At 48.6% G+C, this 22,457-nt stretch carries 25 protein-coding genes, 1 pseudogene and 2 riboswitches; of the genes and pseudogenes, 8 read left to right on the forward strand and 18 right to left on the reverse strand.

What is annotated here, in order from left to right; genetic code table 11:
- Nucleotides 1-90: 90 nt before the first annotated feature.
- From RS584_RS14160 to RS584_RS14170, 3 genes are read left to right on the forward strand one after another with little or no spacing between them, the layout of a single operon-like run.
- On the forward strand, nucleotides 91-1,368 hold the full coding sequence (locus RS584_RS14160; RefSeq protein ID WP_315748074.1) for a nucleoside permease: 1,278 nt from the start codon (nucleotides 91-93) through the stop codon (nucleotides 1,366-1,368).
- Complete coding sequence (locus RS584_RS14165) at nucleotides 1,365-2,369, forward strand: ADP-ribosylglycohydrolase family protein (RefSeq protein ID WP_015572351.1); 1,005 nt, start codon at nucleotides 1,365-1,367, stop codon at nucleotides 2,367-2,369. Before RS584_RS14160 ends, RS584_RS14165 begins: the two co-directional genes overlap by 4 nt.
- Nucleotides 2,366-3,319, forward strand: coding sequence for a PfkB family carbohydrate kinase (locus RS584_RS14170; RefSeq protein ID WP_023295037.1), 954 nt, complete (start codon nucleotides 2,366-2,368; stop codon nucleotides 3,317-3,319). The genes RS584_RS14165 and RS584_RS14170 overlap by 4 nt, the downstream gene beginning before the upstream one ends.
- Here the strand turns inward: RS584_RS14170 and RS584_RS14175 are convergent.
- Genes RS584_RS14175 through thiM form a run of 3 tightly spaced genes read right to left on the reverse strand, consistent with a single transcriptional unit; the run spans nucleotide 3,293 to nucleotide 5,649 of the window.
- The gene (locus RS584_RS14175; RefSeq protein WP_003859242.1) at nucleotides 3,293-4,039 is read right to left on the reverse strand and encodes a GntR family transcriptional regulator; all 747 of its coding nucleotides are present in this window, start codon (nucleotides 4,037-4,039) and stop codon (nucleotides 3,293-3,295) included. The two genes, RS584_RS14170 and RS584_RS14175, sit on opposite strands and share 27 nt — an antisense overlap.
- Nucleotides 4,040-4,081: 42 nt before the next feature.
- Entirely contained in the window at nucleotides 4,082-4,882 is an 801-nt protein-coding gene (gene thiD / locus RS584_RS14180; RefSeq protein WP_017383356.1) for a bifunctional hydroxymethylpyrimidine kinase/phosphomethylpyrimidine kinase, read from the reverse strand.
- Nucleotides 4,879-5,649, reverse strand: coding sequence for a hydroxyethylthiazole kinase (gene thiM, locus RS584_RS14185; RefSeq protein ID WP_017693063.1), 771 nt, complete (start codon nucleotides 5,647-5,649; stop codon nucleotides 4,879-4,881). The genes thiD and thiM overlap by 4 nt, the downstream gene beginning before the upstream one ends.
- Nucleotides 5,650-5,684: 35 nt before the next feature.
- Nucleotides 5,685-5,782: riboswitch (TPP riboswitch) on the reverse strand.
- Between the two features lie 361 nt (nucleotides 5,783-6,143).
- Here thiM and RS584_RS14190 point away from each other — a divergent pair.
- Nucleotides 6,144-6,815: an EAL domain-containing protein gene (locus RS584_RS14190; protein ID WP_070533799.1), complete on the forward strand. Its 672-nt coding sequence runs from the start codon at nucleotides 6,144-6,146 to the stop codon at nucleotides 6,813-6,815.
- Between the two features lie 42 nt (nucleotides 6,816-6,857).
- Here the strand turns inward: RS584_RS14190 and RS584_RS14195 are convergent, their stop codons facing one another.
- The 11 genes from RS584_RS14195 to RS584_RS14245 form a co-directional block, all read right to left on the reverse strand.
- Entirely contained in the window at nucleotides 6,858-8,726 is a 1,869-nt protein-coding gene (locus RS584_RS14195; RefSeq protein WP_315748075.1) for a hypothetical protein, read from the reverse strand.
- A complete protein-coding gene (locus RS584_RS14200) occupies nucleotides 8,719-8,916 on the reverse strand; it encodes a hypothetical protein (RefSeq protein ID WP_070533796.1) in 198 nt (65 codons plus the stop codon). Before RS584_RS14200 ends, RS584_RS14195 begins: the two co-directional genes overlap by 8 nt.
- Before the next feature lie 78 nt (nucleotides 8,917-8,994).
- Nucleotides 8,995-10,032, reverse strand: a complete 1,038-nt coding sequence (locus RS584_RS14205) for a major capsid protein (protein WP_315748076.1) — start codon at nucleotides 10,030-10,032, stop codon at nucleotides 8,995-8,997.
- A gap of 23 nt (nucleotides 10,033-10,055) precedes the next feature.
- Nucleotides 10,056-10,433 carry a hypothetical protein gene (locus RS584_RS14210; protein WP_070533792.1) on the reverse strand — a complete coding sequence of 126 codons (378 nt, stop codon included), beginning with the start codon at nucleotides 10,431-10,433 and terminating at the stop codon, nucleotides 10,056-10,058.
- A 2-nt stretch (nucleotides 10,434-10,435) separates the two neighbouring features.
- The gene (locus RS584_RS14215; RefSeq protein WP_127341375.1) at nucleotides 10,436-10,651 is read right to left on the reverse strand and encodes a hypothetical protein; all 216 of its coding nucleotides are present in this window, start codon (nucleotides 10,649-10,651) and stop codon (nucleotides 10,436-10,438) included.
- Nucleotides 10,652-11,211: 560 nt separating this feature from the next.
- A complete protein-coding gene (locus RS584_RS14220) occupies nucleotides 11,212-11,544 on the reverse strand; it encodes a hypothetical protein (protein ID WP_315748077.1) in 333 nt (110 codons plus the stop codon).
- Nucleotides 11,537-11,761, reverse strand: coding sequence for a hypothetical protein (locus RS584_RS14225; protein WP_070533788.1), 225 nt, complete (start codon nucleotides 11,759-11,761; stop codon nucleotides 11,537-11,539). Before RS584_RS14225 ends, RS584_RS14220 begins: the two co-directional genes overlap by 8 nt.
- Complete coding sequence (locus RS584_RS14230) at nucleotides 11,761-12,141, reverse strand: hypothetical protein (RefSeq protein WP_070533785.1); 381 nt, start codon at nucleotides 12,139-12,141, stop codon at nucleotides 11,761-11,763. The genes RS584_RS14225 and RS584_RS14230 overlap by 1 nt, the downstream gene beginning before the upstream one ends.
- 304 nt (nucleotides 12,142-12,445) lie before the next feature.
- Nucleotides 12,446-13,279 carry a hypothetical protein gene (locus tag RS584_RS14235; RefSeq protein WP_315748078.1) on the reverse strand — a complete coding sequence of 278 codons (834 nt, stop codon included), beginning with the start codon at nucleotides 13,277-13,279 and terminating at the stop codon, nucleotides 12,446-12,448.
- Nucleotides 13,280-13,381: 102 nt separating this feature from the next.
- Nucleotides 13,382-13,549, reverse strand: coding sequence for a hypothetical protein (locus RS584_RS14240; RefSeq protein WP_022649293.1), 168 nt, complete (start codon nucleotides 13,547-13,549; stop codon nucleotides 13,382-13,384).
- 17 nt (nucleotides 13,550-13,566) lie between these two features.
- Entirely contained in the window at nucleotides 13,567-13,758 is a 192-nt protein-coding gene (locus RS584_RS14245; RefSeq protein WP_223862628.1) for a hypothetical protein, read from the reverse strand.
- A gap of 1,871 nt (nucleotides 13,759-15,629) precedes the next feature.
- Here RS584_RS14245 and RS584_RS14250 point away from each other — a divergent pair.
- From RS584_RS14250 to RS584_RS14260, 3 genes are read left to right on the forward strand one after another with little or no spacing between them, the layout of a single operon-like run.
- Entirely contained in the window at nucleotides 15,630-16,190 is a 561-nt protein-coding gene (locus RS584_RS14250; RefSeq protein ID WP_315748079.1) for a tyrosine-type recombinase/integrase, read from the forward strand.
- A gap of 9 nt (nucleotides 16,191-16,199) precedes the next feature.
- Nucleotides 16,200-16,325, forward strand: a complete 126-nt coding sequence (locus RS584_RS14255; protein WP_315748080.1) for a hypothetical protein — start codon at nucleotides 16,200-16,202, stop codon at nucleotides 16,323-16,325.
- Nucleotides 16,319-17,098, forward strand: coding sequence for a DUF3298 and DUF4163 domain-containing protein (locus tag RS584_RS14260; RefSeq protein ID WP_315748081.1), 780 nt, complete (start codon nucleotides 16,319-16,321; stop codon nucleotides 17,096-17,098). The genes RS584_RS14255 and RS584_RS14260 overlap by 7 nt, the downstream gene beginning before the upstream one ends.
- A gap of 251 nt (nucleotides 17,099-17,349) precedes the next feature.
- On the opposite strand, the gene RS584_RS14265 is transcribed toward RS584_RS14260, so the two are convergent.
- A complete protein-coding gene (locus RS584_RS14265) occupies nucleotides 17,350-17,973 on the reverse strand; it encodes a hypothetical protein (RefSeq protein ID WP_180250665.1) in 624 nt (207 codons plus the stop codon).
- 87 nt (nucleotides 17,974-18,060) lie between these two features.
- Entirely contained in the window at nucleotides 18,061-19,365 is a 1,305-nt protein-coding gene (locus tag RS584_RS14270) for a tyrosine-type recombinase/integrase (protein WP_180250666.1), read from the reverse strand.
- Between the two features lie 67 nt (nucleotides 19,366-19,432).
- Nucleotides 19,433-19,528, reverse strand: a riboswitch (TPP riboswitch).
- A 345-nt stretch (nucleotides 19,529-19,873) separates the two neighbouring features.
- Here RS584_RS14270 and RS584_RS14275 point away from each other — a divergent pair.
- Entirely contained in the window at nucleotides 19,874-20,680 is an 807-nt protein-coding gene (locus RS584_RS14275) for a DUF4225 domain-containing protein (RefSeq protein ID WP_315748082.1), read from the forward strand.
- On the opposite strand, the gene RS584_RS14280 is transcribed toward RS584_RS14275, so the two are convergent.
- Nucleotides 20,677-20,991 (reverse strand): hypothetical protein, encoded by a 315-nt coding sequence (locus RS584_RS14280; protein WP_063138628.1) that lies wholly within the window; start codon nucleotides 20,989-20,991, stop codon nucleotides 20,677-20,679. The two genes, RS584_RS14275 and RS584_RS14280, sit on opposite strands and share 4 nt — an antisense overlap.
- A gap of 143 nt (nucleotides 20,992-21,134) precedes the next feature.
- A pseudogene (locus RS584_RS14285) lies at nucleotides 21,135-22,398 on the reverse strand (integrase).
- Nucleotides 22,399-22,457: the final 59 nt, after the last annotated feature.

A 22,457-nucleotide genomic window follows, 5' to 3' on the forward strand; every position in this document is an offset into this window, starting at 1 on the left:
TACACTGATCAAACAATCGCCTTAAAGGTATTTAAAAGGTATTATCACATGGTATGTTACATGCGTACCTCTGACATGCAGGATTAAAAAATGAAAACGAAAGTCCAACTGTCATTCATGATGTTCGTTGAATGGTTTATCTGGGGCGCATGGTTTGTGCCGCTGTGGCTGTGGCTGAGTAAGAGCGGGTTTACCGCCGGGGAAATTGGCTGGTCGTACGCCTGTACCGCGATTGCCGCGATCCTCTCTCCCATCCTTGTCGGCTCGCTGACGGACCGTTTCTTCGCCGCCCAGAAAGTGCTGGCCTTGCTGATGTTCGCTGGCGCGATTCTGATGTATTTCGCAGCACAGCAAACCCAGTTCAGCACCTTCTTCCCGCTGCTGCTGGCCTACTCCCTGACCTATATGCCGACCATCGCGCTGACCAACAGCATCGCCTTTGCGAACGTCGATGACGTGGAGGCTGATTTCCCGCGCATCCGCGTGATGGGCACCATCGGCTGGATTGCCTCCGGCCTGGCGTGCGGCTTCCTGCCGCAGATGATGGGCTATAGCGACATCTCTGACACCAATATCCCGCTGCTGATGACCGCTGCCAGCTCCCTTCTGCTTGGCGTTTTCGCGCTGTTCCTGCCGAATACCCCGCCGAAGAGTACCGGCAAGCTGGATTTCAAAGTGATGCTGGGGCTGGATGCGCTGATCCTGCTGCGCGATAAAAACTTCCTGGTGTTCTTCTTCTGCTCGTTCCTGTTCGCCATGCCGCTGGCCTTCTACTATATCTTTGCCAACGGCTATCTCACCGAAGTGGGGATGAAAAACGCCACCGGCTGGATGACCCTCGGCCAGTTCTCTGAAATCTTCTTCATGCTCGCTCTGCCATTCTTTACCAAACGCTTTGGTATTAAGAAGGTCTTGCTGCTGGGCCTGATCACCGCCGCCATTCGCTACGGTTTCTTTGTTTACGGCGGCGCCGAGCAATACTTCACCTACGCCCTGCTGTTCCTCGGCATTCTGCTGCACGGAGTAAGCTATGACTTCTATTACGTCACCGCGTACATCTACGTGGATAAAAAAGCGCCCGTGCACATGCGCAACGCGGCGCAGGGCTTGATCACGCTGTGCTGTCAGGGCTTTGGTAGCCTGCTGGGTTACCGTCTCGGCGGCGTGATGATGGAAAAAATGTTCGCATATAAAGAGCCGGTGAATGGGCTGACCTTCAACTGGGCCGGAATGTGGACGTTTGGTGCAATCATGATTGTGGTGATTGCCGTGCTGTTTATGCTGTTTTTCCGCGAATCGGATAAAGAGATCACCGCAATTGAGGTGGTTGATGGCGATACCGCGCTGACACGAGGGGAAGTTAAATGAAACAAGACCGTATTCTCGGTGCTCTTTACGGGCAGGCGTTAGGGGATGCGATGGGGATGCCGTCGGAGCTGTGGCCGCGCAAGCGGGTGAAAGCGCACTTCGGCTGGATCGACCGTTTCTTACCCGGCCCGGCTGAGAATAATGCCGCCTGTTACTTCAAGCAGGCCGAATTTACGGATGATACGTCGATGGCGCTGTGCCTGGCCGACGCGATTATCGAATGCGACGGGGAAATTAACCCTGACGTTATCGGTAAGCATATTCTGGACTGGGCGCTGGATTTTGACGCGTTCAATAAGAATGTGCTCGGCCCGACCTCCAAAATTGCCCTGAACGCCATCCGTGACGGCAAGCCGGTGAGCCAGCTGGAAAACAACGGCGTCACCAACGGGGCGGCGATGCGCGCCTCCCCGCTGGGATGCCTCCTGCCAGCCACGCGTCTGGCGCACTTTGTGGAACAGGTTGCGTTAGCCTCCAGCCCGACCCATAAATCGGATCTCGCCATCGCCGGTGCGGTGGTGATCGCCTGGGCGGTTTCACGCGCTATCGACGGCGAGCGCTGGCATCACATCGCCGATGCCCTGCCGGGTATTGCCCGTGCGGCGCAGGAGGCGAACACGACCACCTTCAGCGCATCGCTTTCCGCTCGTATTGAGCTGGCCCTGAAAACCGTGCGCGAAGCCAACGGTACCGAGTCCGCCAGCGAGCAGATCTATCAGCTTATTGGCGCGGGCACGAGCACCCTTGAGTCCGTTCCGGCGGCGATTGCGATGGTCGAACTCGCGGGCACCGATCCGAACCGCTGCGCGGTGTTATGCGCCAACCTGGGCGGTGATACTGACACTATCGGCGCGATGGCAACGGCCATCTGCGGCGCGCTGCACGGTGTACAGGCCATTGATCCGGCACTCAAAAACGAACTTGATGCCGTAAACCGGCTCGATTTCGGCCACTACTGTGAAAAACTGCTGCACTTCCGGGAGCAAAGGGAGGGCGTATGAGTGCTTTTGCCCGCCGTCTCGAAACCCTTCACGCCACGCGCCCCGTAACGGTACTCGGCGCGGCGGTCATCGACGTGATTGCCGACGCCTACGCCCTGCCCTGGCGCGGGTGTGATATCGAGCTGAAGCAACAGGGAGTGAATATTGGCGGCTGCGCGCTGAATATCGCCATCGCCCTGAAGCGGCTCGGCATTGCTGCGCAAAACGCCCTTCCCGTCGGCCACGGCGTGTGGGCCGATATTATCCGTAACGCCATGGCGAAGCAGGATCTGCACAGCGCCGTGGAAGCGGAAACGGGCGATAACGGCTGGTGCCTGGCGCTGGTGGAGCCTGACGGTGAACGGACCTTTATGTCGTTTAGCGGCGTGGAGAACCAGTGGCAGCAGCGCTGGCTGGACGGGTTAAGCGTGCCAGCAGGGAGCCTGATCTCTTTGTCCGGCTACCAGCTGGCGTCCCCCAGCGGTGAGCTGCTGACGGCCTGGCTGGAAAGTCTTCAGGATGCGACGCTCTTTATCGATTTCGGTCCGCGCATCGCGGATATTCCCGACCCGCTGATGGCGCGGATCATGGCCTGCAAACCAATCGTCTCGCTCAATCGTCAGGAGGCGGAACTTGCCGCCGAATGGCTTGGCGTAAACGTGGAAGAGCTCGGCACACGGTGGCAGCAGAGGTTTGGCGCTGCGCTGATCGTACGCCATGATAAAGACGGGGCAGTCTGGTACGACGGTGACGCTTCCGGACACGTTCCGGCGTTTCCTGCTACCGTGGTCGATACCATCGGCGCGGGTGACAGCCATGCGGGAGGTACCCTTGCCGGGCTGGCCGCGGGATGGTCACTGCCAGAGGCGGTGCAGCTTGGCAATGCCGTAGCCGCCTGGGTAGTCAGCCATCGCGGTGGCGACTGCGCGCCCACGCGCGAGGCCCTACTCCTCGCACACAAAGACGTATAGGTCGCTGCGGCAGTAGCTGATGCTGTACTCAATTGGCCGGTGCTGTTGATCGAGCGCGACTTGCTTGATCACCAGCACCGGTATCTTATCGTCCATCTTGATATGCGCCTGAAACTCGCTGTCCGGCATCCGGGCGCTGACGCGGGAACGGGTGCGCTGCGGAAAGATATTCTGGCTGCGGAAGTAATCGTAAAGCGAGACGCCGATGTCGTCCGGATTGGGGATTAATCCTACCGGTACCCAGGACTCCTCTATTGATACCGCATCGTCATCCACGTAGCGGATGCGCTTAAGCAGAAATACATCGCTGTCCGGCGCAAGGGAAAGGTGGCGGGCGATCTCCTCCGGACATTTCACGACGCGTTTATTAACCCACAGCGTGTTGGGCGTTTTGCCCCGCAGCACCACCTGCTGAGAAAACCCGCGCGCCTCTTTTAGCGAATATTCAAAAATATTGTTGATTTGCGTACCGTATCCACGCGCGCGGGTGACGACGCCGGCCTCTTCCAGCGCCTGCATCGCTTTACGCACCGTAATGCGCGACACACCGGCCAGCTGGCTCAGATCGCGCTCGCCAGGCAAAATATTACCGTGCGCAAGCACGCCGCTGCGTACCGCGTTTTTAACCGTTTCGGCAAATTTCAGGTACAACGGCGTGTTGTCCGGTGCGGCAATTCGTTCCTTGAGTTGAGCAATTAACCGGGTATGCGCTTGTTCCATCTCTGTTTTTCTCTGGCATAAGGTTTTATGCCAGTATACGGCTTACCACCATGCATGAAAATGGTGAACCGGCCCAATACCGTGACCCACTTCCAGAGAATCTGCTTTTGCCAGCGCGCACGAGAGCCAGATCTTCGCCTCCTGCACCGTATCCGCCCAGTTCGCATTTCGGGGACGCAGCGCCGCCAGCGCCGCCGAGAGCGTACATCCCGTGCCGTGGGTGTTTTTGGTCTGTACCCGCGGGGCAGTGAAACGTTGAGCGCCATCGCGGGTGAAGAGCCAGTCCGGGCTTTCTGCATCATCAAGATGACCGCCTTTCATCAGCACCGCGCTGCATCCCATCGCCAGCAGCGCATTGCCCTGCTCTTTCATCTCACGTTCGTTTTGCGCGTGTGACGCATCCAGCAGCGCGGCGGCTTCAGGGAGGTTTGGCGTGATCAGCGCCACCTGCGGCAGCAGCTTTTTACGCAGGGTGTCGACGGCAGAGGCGGAGAGCAACGGATCGCCGCTTTTGGCCAGCATCACGGTATCGAGCACCACGTTTTTTATCTGATAACGTTTGAGACGTTCAGCGACCGCTTCAACAATGTCCGCCTCTGCAAGCATGCCGATTTTGGTGGTGTCGATGCGTACATCGCTGAATACCGAATCCAGCTGTGCGGCGACAAAATCCGGCTCAATACGATATACCGACTGTACACCACGCGTATTTTGCGCCACCAGCGCGGTGATAACCGAGCATCCGTAAGCGCCGAGCGCAGAGAAGGTTTTCAGGTCTGCCTGGATCCCCGCTCCGCCGCTGGGATCGGTTCCCGCAATAGTCAAGGCATTAATGCGTGTCATACCAGCTCCTCCAGCGCGTAAAGCGCATCCAGAAACGCCGGGGCAAAGCTGCCGGGGCCCCGGCTGTGAGTCAGTGCAGCTGACCCTGCGCGCTTCATAAAGCCGCAGGCTGCCGTCGCATTATCAAGCCTGTCGCCAGGCAGCGAACAGCAGGCGGCGACGACCGCCGAGAGCGCACAGCCTGTTCCCACCACGCGGGTCATCAGCGGGTCGCCGCCTGCGACCGTACGGGTTCGCTGACCATCAGTGATATGATCCACTTCTCCTGTGACGACCACAACGGCATGGGTCTGACGGGCGAGCGTCTGCGCAGCGGTCAACGCGCTCGCTGCCGTATCGGTGGAATCAACCCCGCGCCCGCCCGCACTCATTCCGGCAAGGGCGAGGATTTCGGAGGCGTTTCCACGAATGGCCGCAGGTTTAAGGGACAATATTTGCTGGCAAAATCGGGTGCGGTACGCCAGCGCGCCAACCGCAACCGGATCCAGAACCCAGGGCGTACCCGCGGCTACCGCGCTCTCAATGGCCCGACGCATCGACTGGGCGCGCGGCGCGGTGAGTGTACCCACGTTGATGAGCAGGGCATCGGCAAGCGCGGCAAACTGTTCCGCCTCCTCGGCTTCGATCACCATTGCCGGGGAAGCACCCAGCGCGAGTAAAACGTTGGCGGTGAAGGTCTGCACGACATCGTTGGTCATACAGTGCGTGAGCGGGGAACGGGTTCGGAATTGATGTAAAACGTGTGAGTCGAGCAGGTCAGGCTGCATGGTTTCGCTCCTGCCGTGCGTGAAGAAGCGATGACCGGGTAGGCATCTGACTTCCCTACGCTGGCATTATCCAGATCAGGTAATACGGGTATTTCTCAGCCTTCAATGAAGAAGGGCACCCCGAGTCATGAAGATTGAATCTCTATACTTTTTGCCAGCTTAGGGGAAGTGGGTTGCTGTTGCAAGCCCCGCCTTTCCGGTCATCGCATCTACAACTTGAAAATAAGCATAACCCCTAATTTAACCCCCATTTTGACCCCCACCCCAGATAGCAAAAAAGGTCATAAGCATCGCTTCCCTCTCAACAAGACATAAACCATCAGAAAAGCACTCCGCCACAGCAATTAGGAATAGTCTGTATTTATTTTTATTTATATAAATCAAATTGATACATCAATCGTTTTTATCGATCATATATTGCTTATTGATCGTTATTATTGATCAATTTTTATAAATGGAGCATTATCAGCCTGTTACACTCACGGAGAAGACTCATGCAGACTGAATTTATCGCAGAACCAATAATGAGCATTGACGAGAGATTACTGGGGGTTGAGCTTCTCACTCGTTTCATTTCCAGTGAAGGGCGCTCACATCATCCGGAGTATGTGATTTCATCCTGGGATTTGGATAGGAAGCGACTCTTTCTGTACGAGCAATGCGGTTTCATTGCCAGCAAACAAAAGTGGTTCGAAAGGAATAATCTGTTTTGCACACTAAACATTGATCAACAAATGGCTTTTCTCGTTCGGCACGATCACATATTGATAAAAGCGTTTGAATCTATGCCATTCGTCAAACTTGAGCTTTCTGAGCATTTCCCTGGTTTGGATAAGGGATTGAAAAGCCCTTTGTTAAAATCGCTGAGCCAGGGTGTGAATGGACTATGGCTCGATGACCTTGGCGCAGGAAACGCGAATGTTGTTAGTTTGATGGAAGGATACTTTGAGGTTGTAAAGGTAGATCGCTGCTTCTTTAATCAGCAGGTGCAGAAACCAACCTTCTACCCGCTGATTGCTTCCATTCAAAAACACTGCGGCAAAGTTATTATCGAAGGGATTGAGAATCGAGAATATTTGGGAATACTGCGTGAGGTGGGGATTTGGGGATTACAGGGGTATCTTTTTAAATCTGTCCCCTTTAAAAACGTGGATTTATTGCTGTAGTGATGAAAACATCAAAAAAGGGGCTTACGCCCCTTTAATGTATCACCCGCCTATACTGCTTTGACCGCTACTCATTGAAAGCGTTAACGACTGTGCGAAGCTGGCTTGTGAGGCTCTCGCCTGGAAGTCTACATAGTCGGCTAATCTGCCTGTGTCAGATTGGATCGTCAGTGGTACGGACGGTGCAACCGTCAGGTTAAATGTAGGATTCAGATTATACGCTGGTGCTTTGCCGCTGCTGAGTGACATTGCAGAATCACGCAGAGAATCACCTGCAAGGTTATATTGATTCGCCGCAGTCCCCGCTTGCTGATTACCTAAGCCCAGCCAATCTTTGATAGCCGGAGCCACTGAACGGGTATCGAAGCCCGTCTTATCAGCGATCCACTGCGCAGCATCATTGGCAGAGCCTGTAACAGCACCATCATAGAGAGCCTGGGCCGCTGGTTTATCTTTTTCAGCAAACCATTCAGGGAAACGAGCGCGAAGCCCAGAATTCAGATCGGACACTACACCGGAGATTTCAGAAACAAATCCTGTCATCTGAGATGCCAGATTACCTAATCCCTCACCTAATAGCCCTGCACTCTGATTGATTACCTCTGTATTTTTCACCAGCTCATCACCACCATCAGCAAATCCTTTCATAAAGCCTGTAAAAATGCTGTTATCAACGCCGTTCATCAAGTTACCCATCGCAACGGACAGATCGCCGTAAGCGTAAGTTTGCTTGATCTGCTCGTTGTTCAGCGTCTGACCGCTATCAATAAGGCTTTTCAGGGTAGAAATAAACTGCTCGCCATTATTCTTGAACAGGTCTACATAGTGCGCCCCATCATCGAAAATGTTCTCCAGCAGGTGAGCAATCTCCCCATCTGAATATCCGCGACGTTGCCCTTCGTTAACAGTAGATTGAATGAGATCCAGGGGATTATCCTCGAAAGGAGAAAGCTGCGATTTGTTCCAACCAAACTTGTTAAGTATTTCCTCGATGTTGGCGTTGCCGCCCTTCCATTTTCCGCTCTTCTGATCGAATTGGCTGTTCATCAGGGTTTCACTGATTTTCTCGCGGGTATCTTTCCCGAAGCCATCTGTGATCTTGTCCACATTGGCGCTCTGAACACCGTGTTGTTGCCCCCAGGAGACAATCGATTTCACTGCATTTGGGTTCAATTTCATGCGTTCCGACATACGGACAAGCTCAAGATTTTCATTCCCTTTGTCACGGATACGGGACAGGATGCCAGCGCCGCCAGCTAAAGCCGCTGTTGCGCCAATAAAGCCAGCACCACCTCCGATCAAAGTATGTCCTCCTTTGATACCAGCCGCCGCTCCTGCATAGTCGGTTTTCTTAGCATGGCGTAATGCTGCCGCCTGTGCTTGTGTGGATGCCGTCACTTTCGCTTGAAGAGCCGCCTCACGGCGCATAAGGGTGATTCTTTCACGTAGTTCATAGTTTAACTTCGCGCTACTGATCTGGTTATTACGGAAAAGCTCAGTCTGCTCGTGAGCGAATTTGGCAAACTGGTATTGCTTCGCCGGATCAAGGCCGTATTTGCCTGCAATGCCTTTCATCTGGAGAATGGATGATCTGCGTTTCAGGTCGGCTGTCTCGTTACGCTTCGCAATTTTTGCCGATTCTCTCGCCTGTGCTTTCCCTGCTTTTTCTGCCTGGCGTTGTTGCTGTTTTAGATCATTAGGCGTTTTAGAAGGGGCGGATTTTGCGTCTGCCACTTTTTCACGTATCGCTTGTCTGCGCTGCTTTTGAGCCTGAAACCGAATTTTCGGGTCTTTAATCTTAGAAAAATGGCGTTGAAGATCATCAGCGGCTTTCTTCGCCTCTGCAATGTCCTCTTTCGAAACTTGAAAACGTACCGTGTTGACGATAGAACTTGTGTGAATCTCAAGCATTACCACCGCCTTGTTTCTCAATAAAGAAGTCGATAGCTTTTGACGGGGATTCGCCGTATTGGTGCATACGCTGACGAACTCCGTTATAACTCACGCCGTAAATCTTGCAGATCTGAGCTAATGTTAATAACTCAGTAGCATCGTCTATTTTCACTGTACCTGATGTGGCACTCTTTACGATTAGTTCCATTATTTACCTCTTAAACAAAAAAAGGGGAAAGCGTATTTCTACGCCCTCCCCCTCTCGTGGTTTTCTCTTTAATCGGGATTACTCAGACAGAGATCCGAATACAATAGCCGTAGGAATATTATTGATCGGTAGGAAGCTGGATTCCGTTGCAATAGATGGGAACTGCCATTTAGCATCTGCAATCACGTATTGGTGATGTAACCCTGCCTCTTTACCTAACGTCAGGTGACGCACCCCGATTCCGGTGTGTAGAACAAGCGCGTTGGCGCTGTCAGACATACGAGGAATAACGGCGAAACCGTCCACACCGATTTTGTCAGTGATGAGGCTGTAACCAGAGAGATCGATCACCGTAACACCGTTCAGAGTCCAAACTTCATAGGCCGGATTTGCTGACGCTGTACGTGTAGCGAAGTTTTCACCGCTTTGAAGTGGTAGTGTGTATACCATGAAATCTTTCACCGATGGGTGATAACGAAGGGCTTTAGCAGCCTTACCAGCCGCCAGGATCACTGTCCCTTGTTTCTGCTGTGCCAGACCATCACCAAGCGCCACATTCTGAATACGTGTGATTTCGCTTAGTTGCTCGAAGATGTTCGCCGTGCCGCTCACGTCAAGGGTGTATTCTGTGCGACTACCGCCAGCGAGGAAATCAAGATCACCCTGTCCGGCAAACTCGCTATCAACACGCAGACCAAGCAAAGCGTTAACCAAATCCACTTCAACGGCGTTATTAGCCATGCTGTATTGTGAATCGGAGAAATCACTAAGAGCAATGCTCACCTGATCGGCTGTGTCACTAACACCTCTTGAGGCGTACTGTTGCAGATCTAAACTGGTGACGCTGTTCAAAACACCGAAATATTTCATGGTGTACAATGAGTTAGTAAACTCTGGACGCTGTGCGCTGTTCCAGTCTGATTGAGCGTATGGGCTATTTTCCTTCGCTACCAGATTTTTTACATCGGTTATTTTTTCAAGCGCGATTGTATTGACTGCGTGGTGTTCCTCTCGGAATAATCCGAGGGTGGTGATGATGGTGTTGAGTTGGGTACTGAATACGAACGGGCTTGTAAATGATTCGTAAATAGCGCCGCTAAATAAATCTTTTGCCATTGTTATTATTATCCTTGAGGTTATTACGTAGTGCGAAGCGCTACAGTGTCGAAGTCTGAGAAAGTGAAGCCGAGCGTTGCAAGCTGAGCCTGAGCTAATGAATCATCCAGACCGCCAAACTCGATCCCCGCAAGGGATAGAATGACGTGTACAGGGGAAGCCACAATAAAGGCTTTGCTTCCTGCTTTGACTGGCTCGACCACTACGTAAGCAATGTCACCAGGGGTGACAGCTTTTGCACCTGTTGCGGTTACGAGGTCGCCAACAATGAGAGAATCGGGAATACCGGATTCCACACGGATCAGCTTGTCCTGGAGAATGGCATCGCTTGTATATGCGATCACTTTGTATCGAGCGTGGGAGTTATCCCCGTTCAGGGTTTGAAATGTTCCAAACTGCATTATTATTTTCCTTGAGCTAATGTTTTTAATCGTGCCTGTAGTCCTTCAAGAGGATTAACAGGAGTATTTAAATTTTTGGTTATGGTGTGCTGTGAAAATTTTAATTCTTCAACTGAGCACCCTGCACATTTGGCAATAACTGAAAGCTGATCATCTGTATAAGATGTTATTTCATCAGCCAGCTTGTTAATATGCGTAGTAGAGTTCATCAGGAACATATCGTTCCTCCTAACTAATCTTGTTATGACCGAAATAAAAATAAAGCCAACTTGTTACGGTCGGCTCTATTATAGCGGGGGAATAATCTTAGGAGAAAACCCCGCTGATCACTATCACGTGATTTGCTTTCACGCTGGCAGATGTGATCAATGGAATCTCAATATCATTGCTGGAAACAACAATAGGAGAATGCCAGACGTAACGTAGAAACATCATTGACGCTTAGTTTTGTCTGACTACATCCACCCTAACGGAGTGAATGAGAGTTAAAGAGCGGAATGCTCTTCTCTAAAATAATGAGTTCTCAGAGGAAGGAAGAGAGCGCCGGATTATCCCCGGATCATCCCGGAACAGGGCAGCGCTCTCCCCTTGTTAGACCGATATCAAGGAAAGTGAAACGACACATAACAAAACCGTAAGAGAGAAGTAACGATTTTAGAGAAGAGGGCTAATTTCGTAGCCATCCCCTCACCTGGAGCTACCAGGGAATCTATAGATGAAGCAGAGGAATGAGTTTTATCTCACCCATATCTAATTATAACCGATTTCGTTATGAATGTCAATAGGAATCATTATCATATTGAGAATTATTTTCATCACACTGTGCGAGCAGGTCGCTTAATTCATCCTTACACGCTTCCAGAGACAGCGCCGACTGTGTAACCTCTCCTATCAGTTCCTGATCCTCGCGTAGACTGTCTGAGCGCTCTACAGAGAGAATAATCCCTTCCAGCGCCACCGCTGACAGGTGAAGCATTTTAACAGCGTCAGAGAGGCTCTCAGGCGCGTTCTCAGGGCTTGCCTTATATACGGCGTTCACTGCCTCAAGAAGCGGAATGTGTAGCTGGTCGTGAAATTCCTGTAGCATTAGGTCAATATCGATTTTAGTCATTATTCATTTGTTCCATTGTCATTTTGATTTTATTTGCAGCAGCCAGGAAAGGCGCTGCGAGAGTAAGGATTCTGTTTTCAAGGTCATCAAGTGCCATTATTTTTTCTTCATCTGTCAGAAAAGCATCATTGATGACATTCTCGATTTCATCGTAATACCATTCGCAACATTTAACGTGCTGCGCGAATCTTTTAGTTTGTGTTGTCTGTGTGTGCATTATTCTGTGTTGCTGTCTCCGATGTTAAATAGTTCATCAAAATCCCTGACTCCCGCCACGGTGTTATTCATTGCGTTGAATGTGAGGTAATGACGTAAAGAGGTGAAACCGAGGCACTGCCATTTTTTAAGCTGGCTATCATCCCAGGTGTAAACCTTCCGTTTACGTGGGCGGTAATACGCACCAGGACAGGAAGTGAGGATATCATTCAAAGCAGCCCACTCTTCCACAGAGGGCGGTTGTGAATGCACTTCTTCAACGTGTTCTATTAGTTCACCAGGGATTTCTTCAAGAGACTTTACGTACAGGCGGGAAGGCTTAACTCTGGTGGTGTTCTCTCGCTCAATGCGTGTGAGCGTGTTCCGTTCTTTCTTAGACATTGCACCTCGTCTTAGTGATTCGAGGTGATGAAAGAAACGTTATGGTTAACGTCAAAATCGTAATACCCGCCCCTGCGAGTAATGGTGATCACCTTCGCGTCTTTTAGGAGCGAAAGCCAATATCTGATCCCGCTTTCCGAGTAGCCCAGGGCAGACGCCAGGGTTTTGACGCTGGAACGGAATGTTCCATTCTCACGGTGGAGTCTTGCAAGGTGGTTATAGATTCGTCTGCATACTTCATTGCATCCGAGTTGAAACTTTGTATCTTCGTTCAATAGGTATAGGCTATTCATAATCCTCCTGGTTAAAATGGTATTGGGTCGAATCTTGAATAAAGATGCGGGTGAAGTTGTTCAAAGCGTTCCTCTAACCTCTCCTCAATTCTTTTTGGTAGGCGTTTACCGTCATTCTGTAGGACACGACGCGCATACGCTGTAAATGTGTCGAATCTTTGGCTTTGTCTCAGACTTTCGGGACGTGAGAGCCGCTCACAAACAGCCTCAACAATCACATCATCATCAATGACCATTTGATCGCTTTCCGTGGTTGTTGCAACGCTTTCATGGGTGCCCTCAGCAACGATCACAGCATCCTCTATGACATTAGTCATTGTTGGTGCTGGCGGTTCCAGGTGTTCTGGTGCATCCCAATTCGGCGCATCATCCTGCGTTTCCTCTGCGGTAGCTGGTTCAGGCGCTGCCTGGTGTGTCACTACGTCAGAAATGATATCAGGCTGCACTGCCAGTGCTTCTGGTGGGGTAATGTGCGCATCAGTGATCGGAAACGTGCGGTAAACTTTGGAACGATAACCAGGGTTTTTCTCTTTCGTGATTAGCCCTGCATCTTGCAGCTTCTTAATGAGTTTGCAGGTTCTCTCCCTGGATAAATCGATCACCTTTCCAAGTTCTACCTGACTTTCGTAACAGAAATTCCCTGAGTTTTCCCATCCCTGAAAATAGCAGTACAACTTTTGCGCCTTGGGGCAAAAGTCCATGTAACCATCCTGGAGGTTGGGAGAATAAATTCTGGGAATGTCTCGGAAATAATGTGGGGTGTTAATTGTACGATCTTTTACTTCACCAGTTTTCTTGTCGGTGTATTGGTAGTCTGCCTTAATCTCGGCGAGGGTTTTTGCCATTGTTCTATGCTCCTATGTATGCTCAGTAAATTACGAATGCTCTTCATTTGGGTTTTCTCCGCTTCTCATTCGTGGGGGGATGTAAATGCTGTTTCGTAGTTGTTACGCGCCAGCTTTCGAATATTTAACCGCCAGGTTTTGACACTCTTCAAGAAGTAGTGCGCTTACGCTCATTTTTCGGCGCTTTGCTTCTTTGAACAGAATCTGGAATGTGGCATCCGGTATCATTAACGATGTGGACGGCGGTAGTTTGGTTTTCTTCTCGATCATTCTGGTTTCCTCCTGGGTTAGCTGGTCACTGGGGTGAAATTTGGCGTTGCTCGCCATTCATCAAAGCGTCGGATCGCTTCCTCGAACATTTTCACCCTGTCCGTTTGTTCACTCTTACGCGCTCGGACAAGTGAACTGTAAACAAGTGTTCGTGTTGTTCGGCCTGTAATCAAATCGGCGTAGATTTGGTCAACGTTGAAGTAACGCATGTTGTTTGCTCCTGTTTGGTTTTCTCCAGACGCAAAAAAGCCCCCGCACCAAAAACCTGGTGGAGGCTGCAATTCATGCGTATGGAATGTTGTCAGATGGGTTAGATGATAATGATTATCACCATACTTTTAATAGTACACTAAAAGCACACATGTTGTCAAGCTATTTTTCAATAACTTCGAAAAAGTCAAGTGCATTACGTGCTTTATACCAAAAATGGATGGTTGCTGTCAATTGAAATTTGTGGTAGAACTTGCCACCAGAGAAGATAGCCACAAGAAACTCACAAAACAGCCTGTAACACTCTCTGCGGCGTTCTGACGTACTGAGGCTACCTCTTCATTACCTACCCTCTCAAAACCGCTTACAGCGCGTCTGAGGCGCTCTATTTGCATCACTGCCGCCCTCTGGCACTTATCCCACACCAACACCAAGAATCTGCACTCAGAAGATTGAGCGGTAGCGAGATCGGACAGGTGTAGATGATTGGATATGTTGGCTTAGTGAATCGTAACACGGTGAGCTTTAGCCCCTGACTTACTGAAACCTTGCATGGGTGAACGTTAGTTCATGAATGGATGGTTGAAGTTAGTCAGCTTATCAGATGGACAATCAACGGTAGTTGGTTGGTCAGATGGTAATTCCGCGCACAGCGCAAAGATGAATTACGCCGTGGGCGTAATGTGCATGTGCCTGACTCACGTCAAGGCCAAAGCCTGGCACAATCCCAACTTGTAAAGAGGTGTAGCTTGCGCAGCGCTGTGAGCGGAACGAGGCCAGCCAACGTAGCCCGAAAGGAAGCGAAGTAAGGCTGCTTGCCAGGAGTGACGGCGATAGGCGCCAGGCAAAAGATCTTTGCGACAAGCGCAAAACCATGAAAGATAGTCTTATAGATCTTAGTATTATAGTTAAGTAGTCTTATAGAGTGACATAACGTCACAGATAACGTGCCCCAGGTGTGACGCAGCGTCACAGAAGTAGTTTGTAAGTGTGACATAACGTCACAGATGGGATGATTAGTATGTGTGACGCTCCGTCACATAGCCGGGTTTTTCCGTGTGTTCTCGTGCAGAGAGTGACAATACGTCACTATACAACGGTAGATCGTCGCCCTGCTCACTACGAATCGCACATGCAACAATCCTAAGAAAAACCAGAGGCAAATCTTAGATTAACCCTATCAAAACCCTACATTAATAACGTCAAAACCTATCTTAAATGACAGGTAAAGAATCGGTGTAGATGTAGGTCAAAGTGGATTGTTCACTTTCATTGTAAGAATGCTCAACTTAGCCAAACCCTTATGTAGCGCGGATACGCCGCTGTTTGTCATGAAAACTACTTTGCACCCGTGCCGGATTCGTTGAACGAGTTCTTTAAAATTGAAACAATGTTTCTTTTTCCATGCCAAAACCCGCCAATTAGTTAGCATTATAATCATTTCATGATGCAATCAGTTGCAAGTGCATAAACTCCGCATAATCTGTGCATACAGGCAGGTTAGCGCCGCCCTCGCCTAACAACCTCAGATTTATCAGAATAGAATCAATTAGATAGACAACAACCACACACAACCATCTGTAGTGTGATGTTCCGGTGATACCGCTCTTCTTCGTGCCGATCTGACTATTTGGCAACGTCCAAACACATGTTTATAAATGCCAACATTATGAATTTGTTGAAGATATTTCAAAATCATGCAGATTTCGATCTGGGTGTGCCTGATCTTCGCGTTCAGCACTGGACACAACCGCGCCATTTACCACACATAACGAAGATCAATTTTTGATCATTTCTTATTTCAACATACTGAAATTGATCATATTATTTTTTAATTAAGTTTAGATGTGTGTCCTTATGGGAGGGTAAATTGAACAGAGCAGTGGTGTTAGATGAACAGCAAGCCAAAGCGATCAGGGAGTGGTTAAACGCTCATAACAAAAGCCTGATAGCTGACGTTACATTAATGATGCAAGCCGCCGTACTGCGTGTGGGGGATGCCGTAGCTTTGCGCTTCGACGAAGTGATCAACGGTGAGATTGACATAGAAGAACAGAAGACAGGGAAGCGTAAAGCCCTCACCCTTCCGGCTCCAGTGGTGCAGATGATCGCACGTCGCCGTGCTGAGTATCCGCATGATGTGCATGTGTTCAGGAGCCAGCGTAACCGATCAATGAACAAGCAAGCGCCTGTACGACGCGAGGAAGTGAGCAAGCAGATCGCAGAGGCCGCTAAAGCTATCGGTATTCATGGCACTGTATCTGCACACAGTTTTCGAAAGGCGGGAGGCAATGCTCTTTTTAAGCGTTCTGGAAATAACCTGGCCCTCGCTATGACCGTGCTCAATCACAGCAACATCACTGACACCAGGCGCTATCTGGAATTAGACAAGCAAGCCGTTAGCCGTGTGATCAATGAGATGGATTTATAAGGGGTACACATGAAAAACAGCTTACTGGTGCTGACACTGGGGATCATGCCAGCCCCGGCGAATGCCGGACAGATAACCCTGATTTTCAGTGATGAACAGGAGACTGGAAACGCGAAGATGGCTGGACGTTGTTAGAAAAATCGTTAGCCTTAGCTGCAACTCAACAAAACATTGAAATTGCAAAAGGGGTAACGTACGGTGATTTTACATTCACAAGCGAAACATTTAAGGAAGAATATAACAGCATACCTGGACATGAAATTGATATAACCTATCCAATTGTTTCTAACCATACTCATCCTCGATCAGCAAAGATCATATCTAACTATTTCAAAGGTCGTGCCGCGAGCTTGGTTTTCAATAACAGAACTTCACCTTGGCCAAGTAATTTTGGTTGGAGTGAAGAGTATAAAAGCACTTATACCAGTGACTATATTGAAGGATATTACATTGCATACTGTAATAACCATATCCTAAGTATTCTCCATAATGTTAGTTGGTATGGCGCAGGCGCAGCTCACCCGAACAGTCATTTCGATGTTAGCAATTTCGTTGTAACCGACGATGATTATTCCTATAAATTTTCATTATATGACCTCTTCATTGATGAAAAAGGGTACGATGCTATTAACAAAATTAAAGAAAGGCTCATATCGGATGCGCCCCGTGTATTCTGGGAAAGAACTGGAGAAAAACCTGAGGAATCTGATATGGAATGGTTAATTAGGGGGATAACGGATAGTACATTGAATATTTTCACCATTAGTGAATCAGGATTAACTTTCCATTTTGCTCCATATGAGATCCACTGCTACGCCTTAGGTCAGTGGGAGTTATTCATATCTTTCTTTGATATCATTGATTATCTTAAGCCAGACGGTATTTATTCATTAATTAAAGTCGTATAAATTCGTTAATGGCTACCTTTGTCATGAAATGAGGAAGGAAGAAGTAAATAGTTAGAACCGAGGTAATTTAACGTATATGTGAAACTTCGCCTCCCCTGAAAATTAAGTTAACCGCTGGCTTTGTGCGACGTATAATGAGGTCAGCGGTTTAAAATGCCAGCCATAACCGGAAGATTGTTTTATGGAACCACAGGCTTTAAAAGGATAGACACTACCTTTGGCAACATCACTCCAGGGGCTGATGCACCTTTTTATGGAATTTTTCCTTGCTTCTGATAATAATCCTTCCAAAATCTCATCGGTGACTCTCCACAATAATCAGACAATTCTTTGAAATCAGAATTAAACTGAGGGAGATTTTTAGCCAATGTTATTTGTTTCGGTAGTGCACCTGTACCATCTCCAATAACTTTAAAAGTCATTGCACCGCGCTTTCTATCCTCGTTGATTAATTCCAGTGCCGCAACTGTTTGCATTTTACCCTCATGCAACTGCTTCAAATAGAACTTTCGGTTAAAGAAGAAGTCACGGAATGTTGGCGCGTCTGCTTCAAGCCTAATATCCCACGTGAGGGGTAGAGCATCACAGATTTTTTCACTCATCAATTCACCGCTCGCGCTTCCGTCCTCGGATGCCTCCATACTCAAAGTCATCTTTGGTTGTGAAGGATCTAATCCCAGGTCGCCACTGTCGACTAAGTATTCAGCATTTGTTGACCATTGACCTGTTAAAAATTCACTATCGTAGATGTAGGTCTTCTTCAATTCCTTATACGACGAAGGAATTTTCACTAAACTATCTAAGGCACCACTGAAACTGGTCAGAAACCCCGCAAGATAGATTAAAACGTATTTACCCCATTCGAGTTTTTTCATGAGCATCCAGCACGAGAATTTTTTTATATTTTACGTAACCATCAAAATTTTAACAACAGTAGCCATATTGCCCGTTGGGGAGCCTACTTAGGACGCCCAATCAATCCCATCAATCACATAAGAAATTGAGGATAAGGGGAACGTATGCAGATAACGCTTAGTGATCCCTCCGCTCTTCTCGTGGCCTACTGTCTGTTGAAGATGAAGAATATTCGTCACCCAACCTGCCATTGCCGAAGAACAGACGGAATGACGTATGGAGTGCAGCAACCGCCGTTGCCCGTAATCATCTTGATACGGAATCCCAAGCTCATCACGGAGATCAGCGAACATTTTTCCGATCTTTGTCATGTTCGATCCTGCCACCTCTGAGAAAATCCGCTCTTTCCATTGGCGATCAACATAGTCCATAAAACCCCATTCGATCAGCTTGGGATGAATAACTACCTGCCTTGTGGCATTTTCCGTTTTGCCCTGGCCTCCCTCCGCAATCAGGAAATAATAGCGCTGACTATCTTCATCGTATTTGATCTGTGACTTCTCCAGTTTGGCAATCTCCCCCCTTCTGGCTCCAGTGTACGCCAACAACAATGTGATCCATTTTTGCCAGTTATCTGGCTGCTTGAGCGCCCATCCCACAAATTTTCTCATTTCCGCCGCACTGTATGCGCCAAACCTCGCTTTCGACGGTGCAGCGACGACACCATCAGTTGGCGATTTAGGCAGAATGTCTTTGCCCTCGGTAAGAAAAGTTTTGAACAGTGATTTGTAGATCTTGAGATGCTTATGGATGGCCTCAACACCCACCAGCTCATCAGGTGGCACATCATCACACTCGATCAATTGCTGAACCGTCATTGACCTATAAGGCTGCACCACACGCTTAGGCAAGTTTTCAACAACTTCCATCACCTGCTTAATGTCTTGTTTGGTAATCGTCGTGACATCAGTTTCCCCTCCCAAGACAGTTAGCAGCACTTCCATGTAGCGCTCATTTGCCATTGAGATCGATTTCGTCCAGTTGCGCCCCTTTTCATCTTTGTACATAGCCCACGCATCCGACAGGGTTAGCACTTTTTCCGGTTCGGCTGGCGGCTGAGGTTCCACGAGTTCAGAAGGAACAATTATCTGCTGTTGGGGTAAGAGTGGATTTCTTGCAGCCCTGCGTTCTGACGCGATCAGATTTGATAAGAACGCTTCAAACACAGGGAGCGGAGTAGTTAATGATTTAAGAAAAGGGATATGCGGAAGGATGCTGATCATCAAAGCAGATGCTTCACGATAGCTGTCAGTGGACAGTGATTTTTTGTATGACCGCCCATCAGATAAGCGGATCTGAATGTAGTAGTTACCGTACCTCTTGAAGGTGTACGGAAGTGATTTTAACCTCATAAACATCCCCTTTTTGTACCTCAAGTGCATTCAGCACGGACAAAAAGAGATGCAATCTCATGATAAGTAGGCCAAATTTTGGCCCCCTACGCTGGCATTATCCAGATCAGGTAATACGGGTATTTCTCAGCCTTCACAAAGAAGGGCACCCCGAGTCAAATAAAAAAATCAAAAGCTTGCGATTAACGTCCCGTTAATCCCTGTTCTGGATCATGCCAGCGGAAAGCCAAAGACTCAACCCTAAAAAATGCTCTATGTTCCAGCTTGTATCCCAAGCTGTATCCCACATCCAAACGACAAAAAGGCCGGATTGCTCCAGCCTCGTTTTGTTGTGATCTTTCGTTGTTGTTCTCGAATTCATTGCTGAACCAATAATAAACCTTGAAGGTAAGCTGTTAGGAGTCGAACTTCTTACGCGGTTTACGTAATTCTGTGGTAAAGGATTTCCTGTTATCTTCGACCTTAATGCACGTAAAATGACCAGACACATTTTGGGAAGGAGTCTTTAATGGATATTGCGCTGCTCAACAGGGGCTGGAACAGAACATGGTCAGATACCATGGTGAATCTGGAAGCCCGGAAACTCGTCGAAACAGCAAACCGGCTGTCAGCATTCTATTTGCAAGATGGTCTTACACGTATCAAGTTTGTCGAAGAGATAAAACAGGTGGTAGATAAAGAATTTGAAACTGCACGACGGGCCAAAACCGATGAAGAATGCATTGCATGCATCAAAAATCTGCGTGCCGAAAAGGATAATCTGCACGAACAAGAACGCCTGTTAAGAACCAGAGCCGCACAGCTTTATGCAAAGGTCGAGTTTGTCAGGGAAAACAATAAAATCGTCGGATACGTGATTTCGGCAATCCATATAGTGTTATCTGGGGCAGCATTATTTGGTGGGATGGTTATGATGTCCACTATGACCCCTGTCGGAGTTCTTGCAGGAGCAGTTTTATTTATTGATGGTATTAACGGTATAACAAAAGAAGCAAGCCATCTTCGCTATGGTGAACAATCCAAATCGGAAGGAATTTTTGCTGATGGCGCAATAGAAACCGCACAATTTCTGGGGTTTAGCCCAAAAAATGGATTAGCTTTTTATAATGCGATGACTCTGGGGGCTAGTGTCTATAGCATCTACGGCTTAGCAAGGAAACCAGGGGCTTGGCGATTATTTCGTTGGTTGCCGCGTGATTACTACCGAAAAGTTGATACAATGAGCAAGCCTAAGCTGACGATGAAAATCGCTGGGTATGGTGTCAAAGCGAAAGTCATTTTTGATCTTCTGGCTACTGATAACAGTACTAATTAATATTTGTTCGCCCTACAGAATCGCCAGGATTTATAAGCAAGTACAGGCGGTTGTATAAAAATTGCAACCGCTGCACCACAAGAAAGGCCAATTGCACCAGAGAAAACACTCTCCTGAGATGCGAATATCACCAGAAAAATGAATACAGCAAGACAACCGGATACAACCCACATAGCGAGAATAAAACGCCTTGCCAGGTCCCTAATGGCATTCCCCAACGTTCCGCCATAGCTTTCAACGTTGTTTTTTATCTTCTTCAAATCCGATGGTGTAAAGCCAGAACTCAACAAAGCCTCATCAGTCACTTTCATATCGTCTCGTCCCTTATCTTCCAGAAGTGTTTTCCCAATCGCTGATTGTGCAAGCAATCATACTGATGAACTTTACAGCAATCCAGCCGAAACTATGCGGCAGACTCTACCGTCCTTTCCTTAGTCCTGGTAGTACCAAGACGTTACAACCAAGCCAAACCATCTATCACATAACAAACTGAGCGTAACGGAAAGGTGTGCAAATAGCGTCTGGTAATACCAGAGCCGCTCTTCTCATGACCGACCACCTGTTGCAGATGTGCCAGGTTACCCACCCAACCAGCTAAACAGCCAGAAATCATCGTATGCCAAAAGCTATGCACCCAATCGCCGCTGCCCATAATCATCAAGATAAGGAATGCCAAGCTGATCTCTAACATCTGCTAAGACCTTGCCGATCTTCGGCATGTTTTTACCAGATACAGGCGAGAAGATTTTCTCTTTCCATTGGCAGTTAACAAAATCAAGGAAACCCCACTCGATCAGTTTGGGATGGATCGCCACCTGCCTTGTAGCGTTCTCGGTTTTACCCTGCCCTCCTTCCGCGATCAGGAGATAGTGCCGCTGGCTATCTTCATCAAATTTGATCTGTGATTTCTCCAGCCTGGCGATCTCCCCTCTTCTGGCTCCCGTATATGCCAACAGCAAGGTGATCCACTTCTGCCAGCCATCAGTCGGAGACTTCTCCAGAATATCTTTATTGTCAGTCAGGAAGGTTTTGAACAACGATTTGTAAATCTTCAAATGTTTGTGGATAGACTCAGCGCCAACCAAGTCTTCAGGTGGCACATCATCACACTCGATCAGTTGCTGAACAGTCATCGACCGATAAGGCTGTACAACACGCTTTGGAAAGTTTTCAACAACTTCCATCACCTGCTTGATGTCCTGCTTGGTTATCGTCGTTACGTCTGCTGATGCACCGAGGACAATTAACATGACTTCCATAAAGCGCTCATTGGCCTGTGAAATTGCCTTCGTCCAGTTTTGGACTTTCTCCTTTTTGTACATATTCCAAGCGCCAGCCAGTGTTAACACATCCTTTGACTGTACTTCAGTGTGTTCTTCCTCATCTTCTGAAGGTGTAACAACCTCGCGGTATTCATGAGCAACCATCGGCTGAATATTGCGCCGCACATCATTCAGAAATTGGTGCGCCAGCCATTGTTCATTCTGCTGCTTCAGACTATTGCCATACTCAGAAAGACGCTTACCGAAGTGATCCGGTTGGATGGTTCCACGTTGGACCAAAGGTATTACAGGAGAAGCAAAAGACATGAGCAACTGCGCCTGAGTGTGGCTGTCAGTCTCTAACGACTTACGGAAAAACTTATTATCAGGCAGGCGAAAAAGAACGTAATAAACCCCGTTACGTTTAATGGTGTGGCGTATGGTTTTGTGTCCCATTTGGAGAGCTTCAATGTGTTACGGCTGAACAATACGGGACGAAAAGGAGTAATAATCTT

The organism is Enterobacter sp. DTU_2021_1002640_1_SI_PRY_ASU_LCPMC_013 (assembly GCF_032389435.1).
Lineage (GTDB): Bacteria > Pseudomonadota > Gammaproteobacteria > Enterobacterales > Enterobacteriaceae > Enterobacter > Enterobacter hormaechei_C.

What these genes read in the sequence shown, in the direction of transcription:
- RS584_RS14160 (WP_315748074.1), top strand. Translation starts at nt 91, where the DNA reads ATGAAAACGAAAGTCCAACTGTCATTCATGATGTTCGTTGAATGGTTT.
- RS584_RS14165 (WP_015572351.1), top strand. Translation starts at nt 1,365, where the DNA reads ATGAAACAAGACCGTATTCTCGGTGCTCTTTACGGGCAGGCGTTAGGG.
- RS584_RS14170 (WP_023295037.1), top strand. Translation starts at nt 2,366, where the DNA reads ATGAGTGCTTTTGCCCGCCGTCTCGAAACCCTTCACGCCACGCGCCCC.
- RS584_RS14175 (WP_003859242.1), bottom strand. Translation starts at nt 4,039, where the DNA reads ATGGAACAAGCGCATACCCGGTTAATTGCTCAACTCAAGGAACGAATT.
- thiD (WP_017383356.1), bottom strand. Translation starts at nt 4,882, where the DNA reads ATGACACGCATTAATGCCTTGACTATTGCGGGAACCGATCCCAGCGGC.
- thiM (WP_017693063.1), bottom strand. Translation starts at nt 5,649, where the DNA reads ATGCAGCCTGACCTGCTCGACTCACACGTTTTACATCAATTCCGAACC.
- RS584_RS14190 (WP_070533799.1), top strand. Translation starts at nt 6,144, where the DNA reads ATGCAGACTGAATTTATCGCAGAACCAATAATGAGCATTGACGAGAGA.
- RS584_RS14195 (WP_315748075.1), bottom strand. Translation starts at nt 8,726, where the DNA reads ATGCTTGAGATTCACACAAGTTCTATCGTCAACACGGTACGTTTTCAA.
- RS584_RS14200 (WP_070533796.1), bottom strand. Translation starts at nt 8,916, where the DNA reads ATGGAACTAATCGTAAAGAGTGCCACATCAGGTACAGTGAAAATAGAC.
- RS584_RS14205 (WP_315748076.1), bottom strand. Translation starts at nt 10,032, where the DNA reads ATGGCAAAAGATTTATTTAGCGGCGCTATTTACGAATCATTTACAAGC.
- RS584_RS14210 (WP_070533792.1), bottom strand. Translation starts at nt 10,433, where the DNA reads ATGCAGTTTGGAACATTTCAAACCCTGAACGGGGATAACTCCCACGCT.
- RS584_RS14215 (WP_127341375.1), bottom strand. Translation starts at nt 10,651, where the DNA reads ATGTTCCTGATGAACTCTACTACGCATATTAACAAGCTGGCTGATGAA.
- RS584_RS14220 (WP_315748077.1), bottom strand. Translation starts at nt 11,544, where the DNA reads ATGACTAAAATCGATATTGACCTAATGCTACAGGAATTTCACGACCAG.
- RS584_RS14225 (WP_070533788.1), bottom strand. Translation starts at nt 11,761, where the DNA reads ATGCACACACAGACAACACAAACTAAAAGATTCGCGCAGCACGTTAAA.
- RS584_RS14230 (WP_070533785.1), bottom strand. Translation starts at nt 12,141, where the DNA reads ATGTCTAAGAAAGAACGGAACACGCTCACACGCATTGAGCGAGAGAAC.
- RS584_RS14235 (WP_315748078.1), bottom strand. Translation starts at nt 13,279, where the DNA reads ATGGCAAAAACCCTCGCCGAGATTAAGGCAGACTACCAATACACCGAC.
- RS584_RS14240 (WP_022649293.1), bottom strand. Translation starts at nt 13,549, where the DNA reads ATGATCGAGAAGAAAACCAAACTACCGCCGTCCACATCGTTAATGATA.
- RS584_RS14245 (WP_223862628.1), bottom strand. Translation starts at nt 13,758, where the DNA reads ATGCGTTACTTCAACGTTGACCAAATCTACGCCGATTTGATTACAGGC.
- RS584_RS14255 (WP_315748080.1), top strand. Translation starts at nt 16,200, where the DNA reads ATGAAAAACAGCTTACTGGTGCTGACACTGGGGATCATGCCAGCCCCG.
- RS584_RS14265 (WP_180250665.1), bottom strand. Translation starts at nt 17,973, where the DNA reads ATGAAAAAACTCGAATGGGGTAAATACGTTTTAATCTATCTTGCGGGG.
- RS584_RS14270 (WP_180250666.1), bottom strand. Translation starts at nt 19,365, where the DNA reads ATGAGGTTAAAATCACTTCCGTACACCTTCAAGAGGTACGGTAACTAC.
- RS584_RS14275 (WP_315748082.1), top strand. Translation starts at nt 19,874, where the DNA reads ATGGATATTGCGCTGCTCAACAGGGGCTGGAACAGAACATGGTCAGAT.
- RS584_RS14280 (WP_063138628.1), bottom strand. Translation starts at nt 20,991, where the DNA reads ATGAAAGTGACTGATGAGGCTTTGTTGAGTTCTGGCTTTACACCATCG.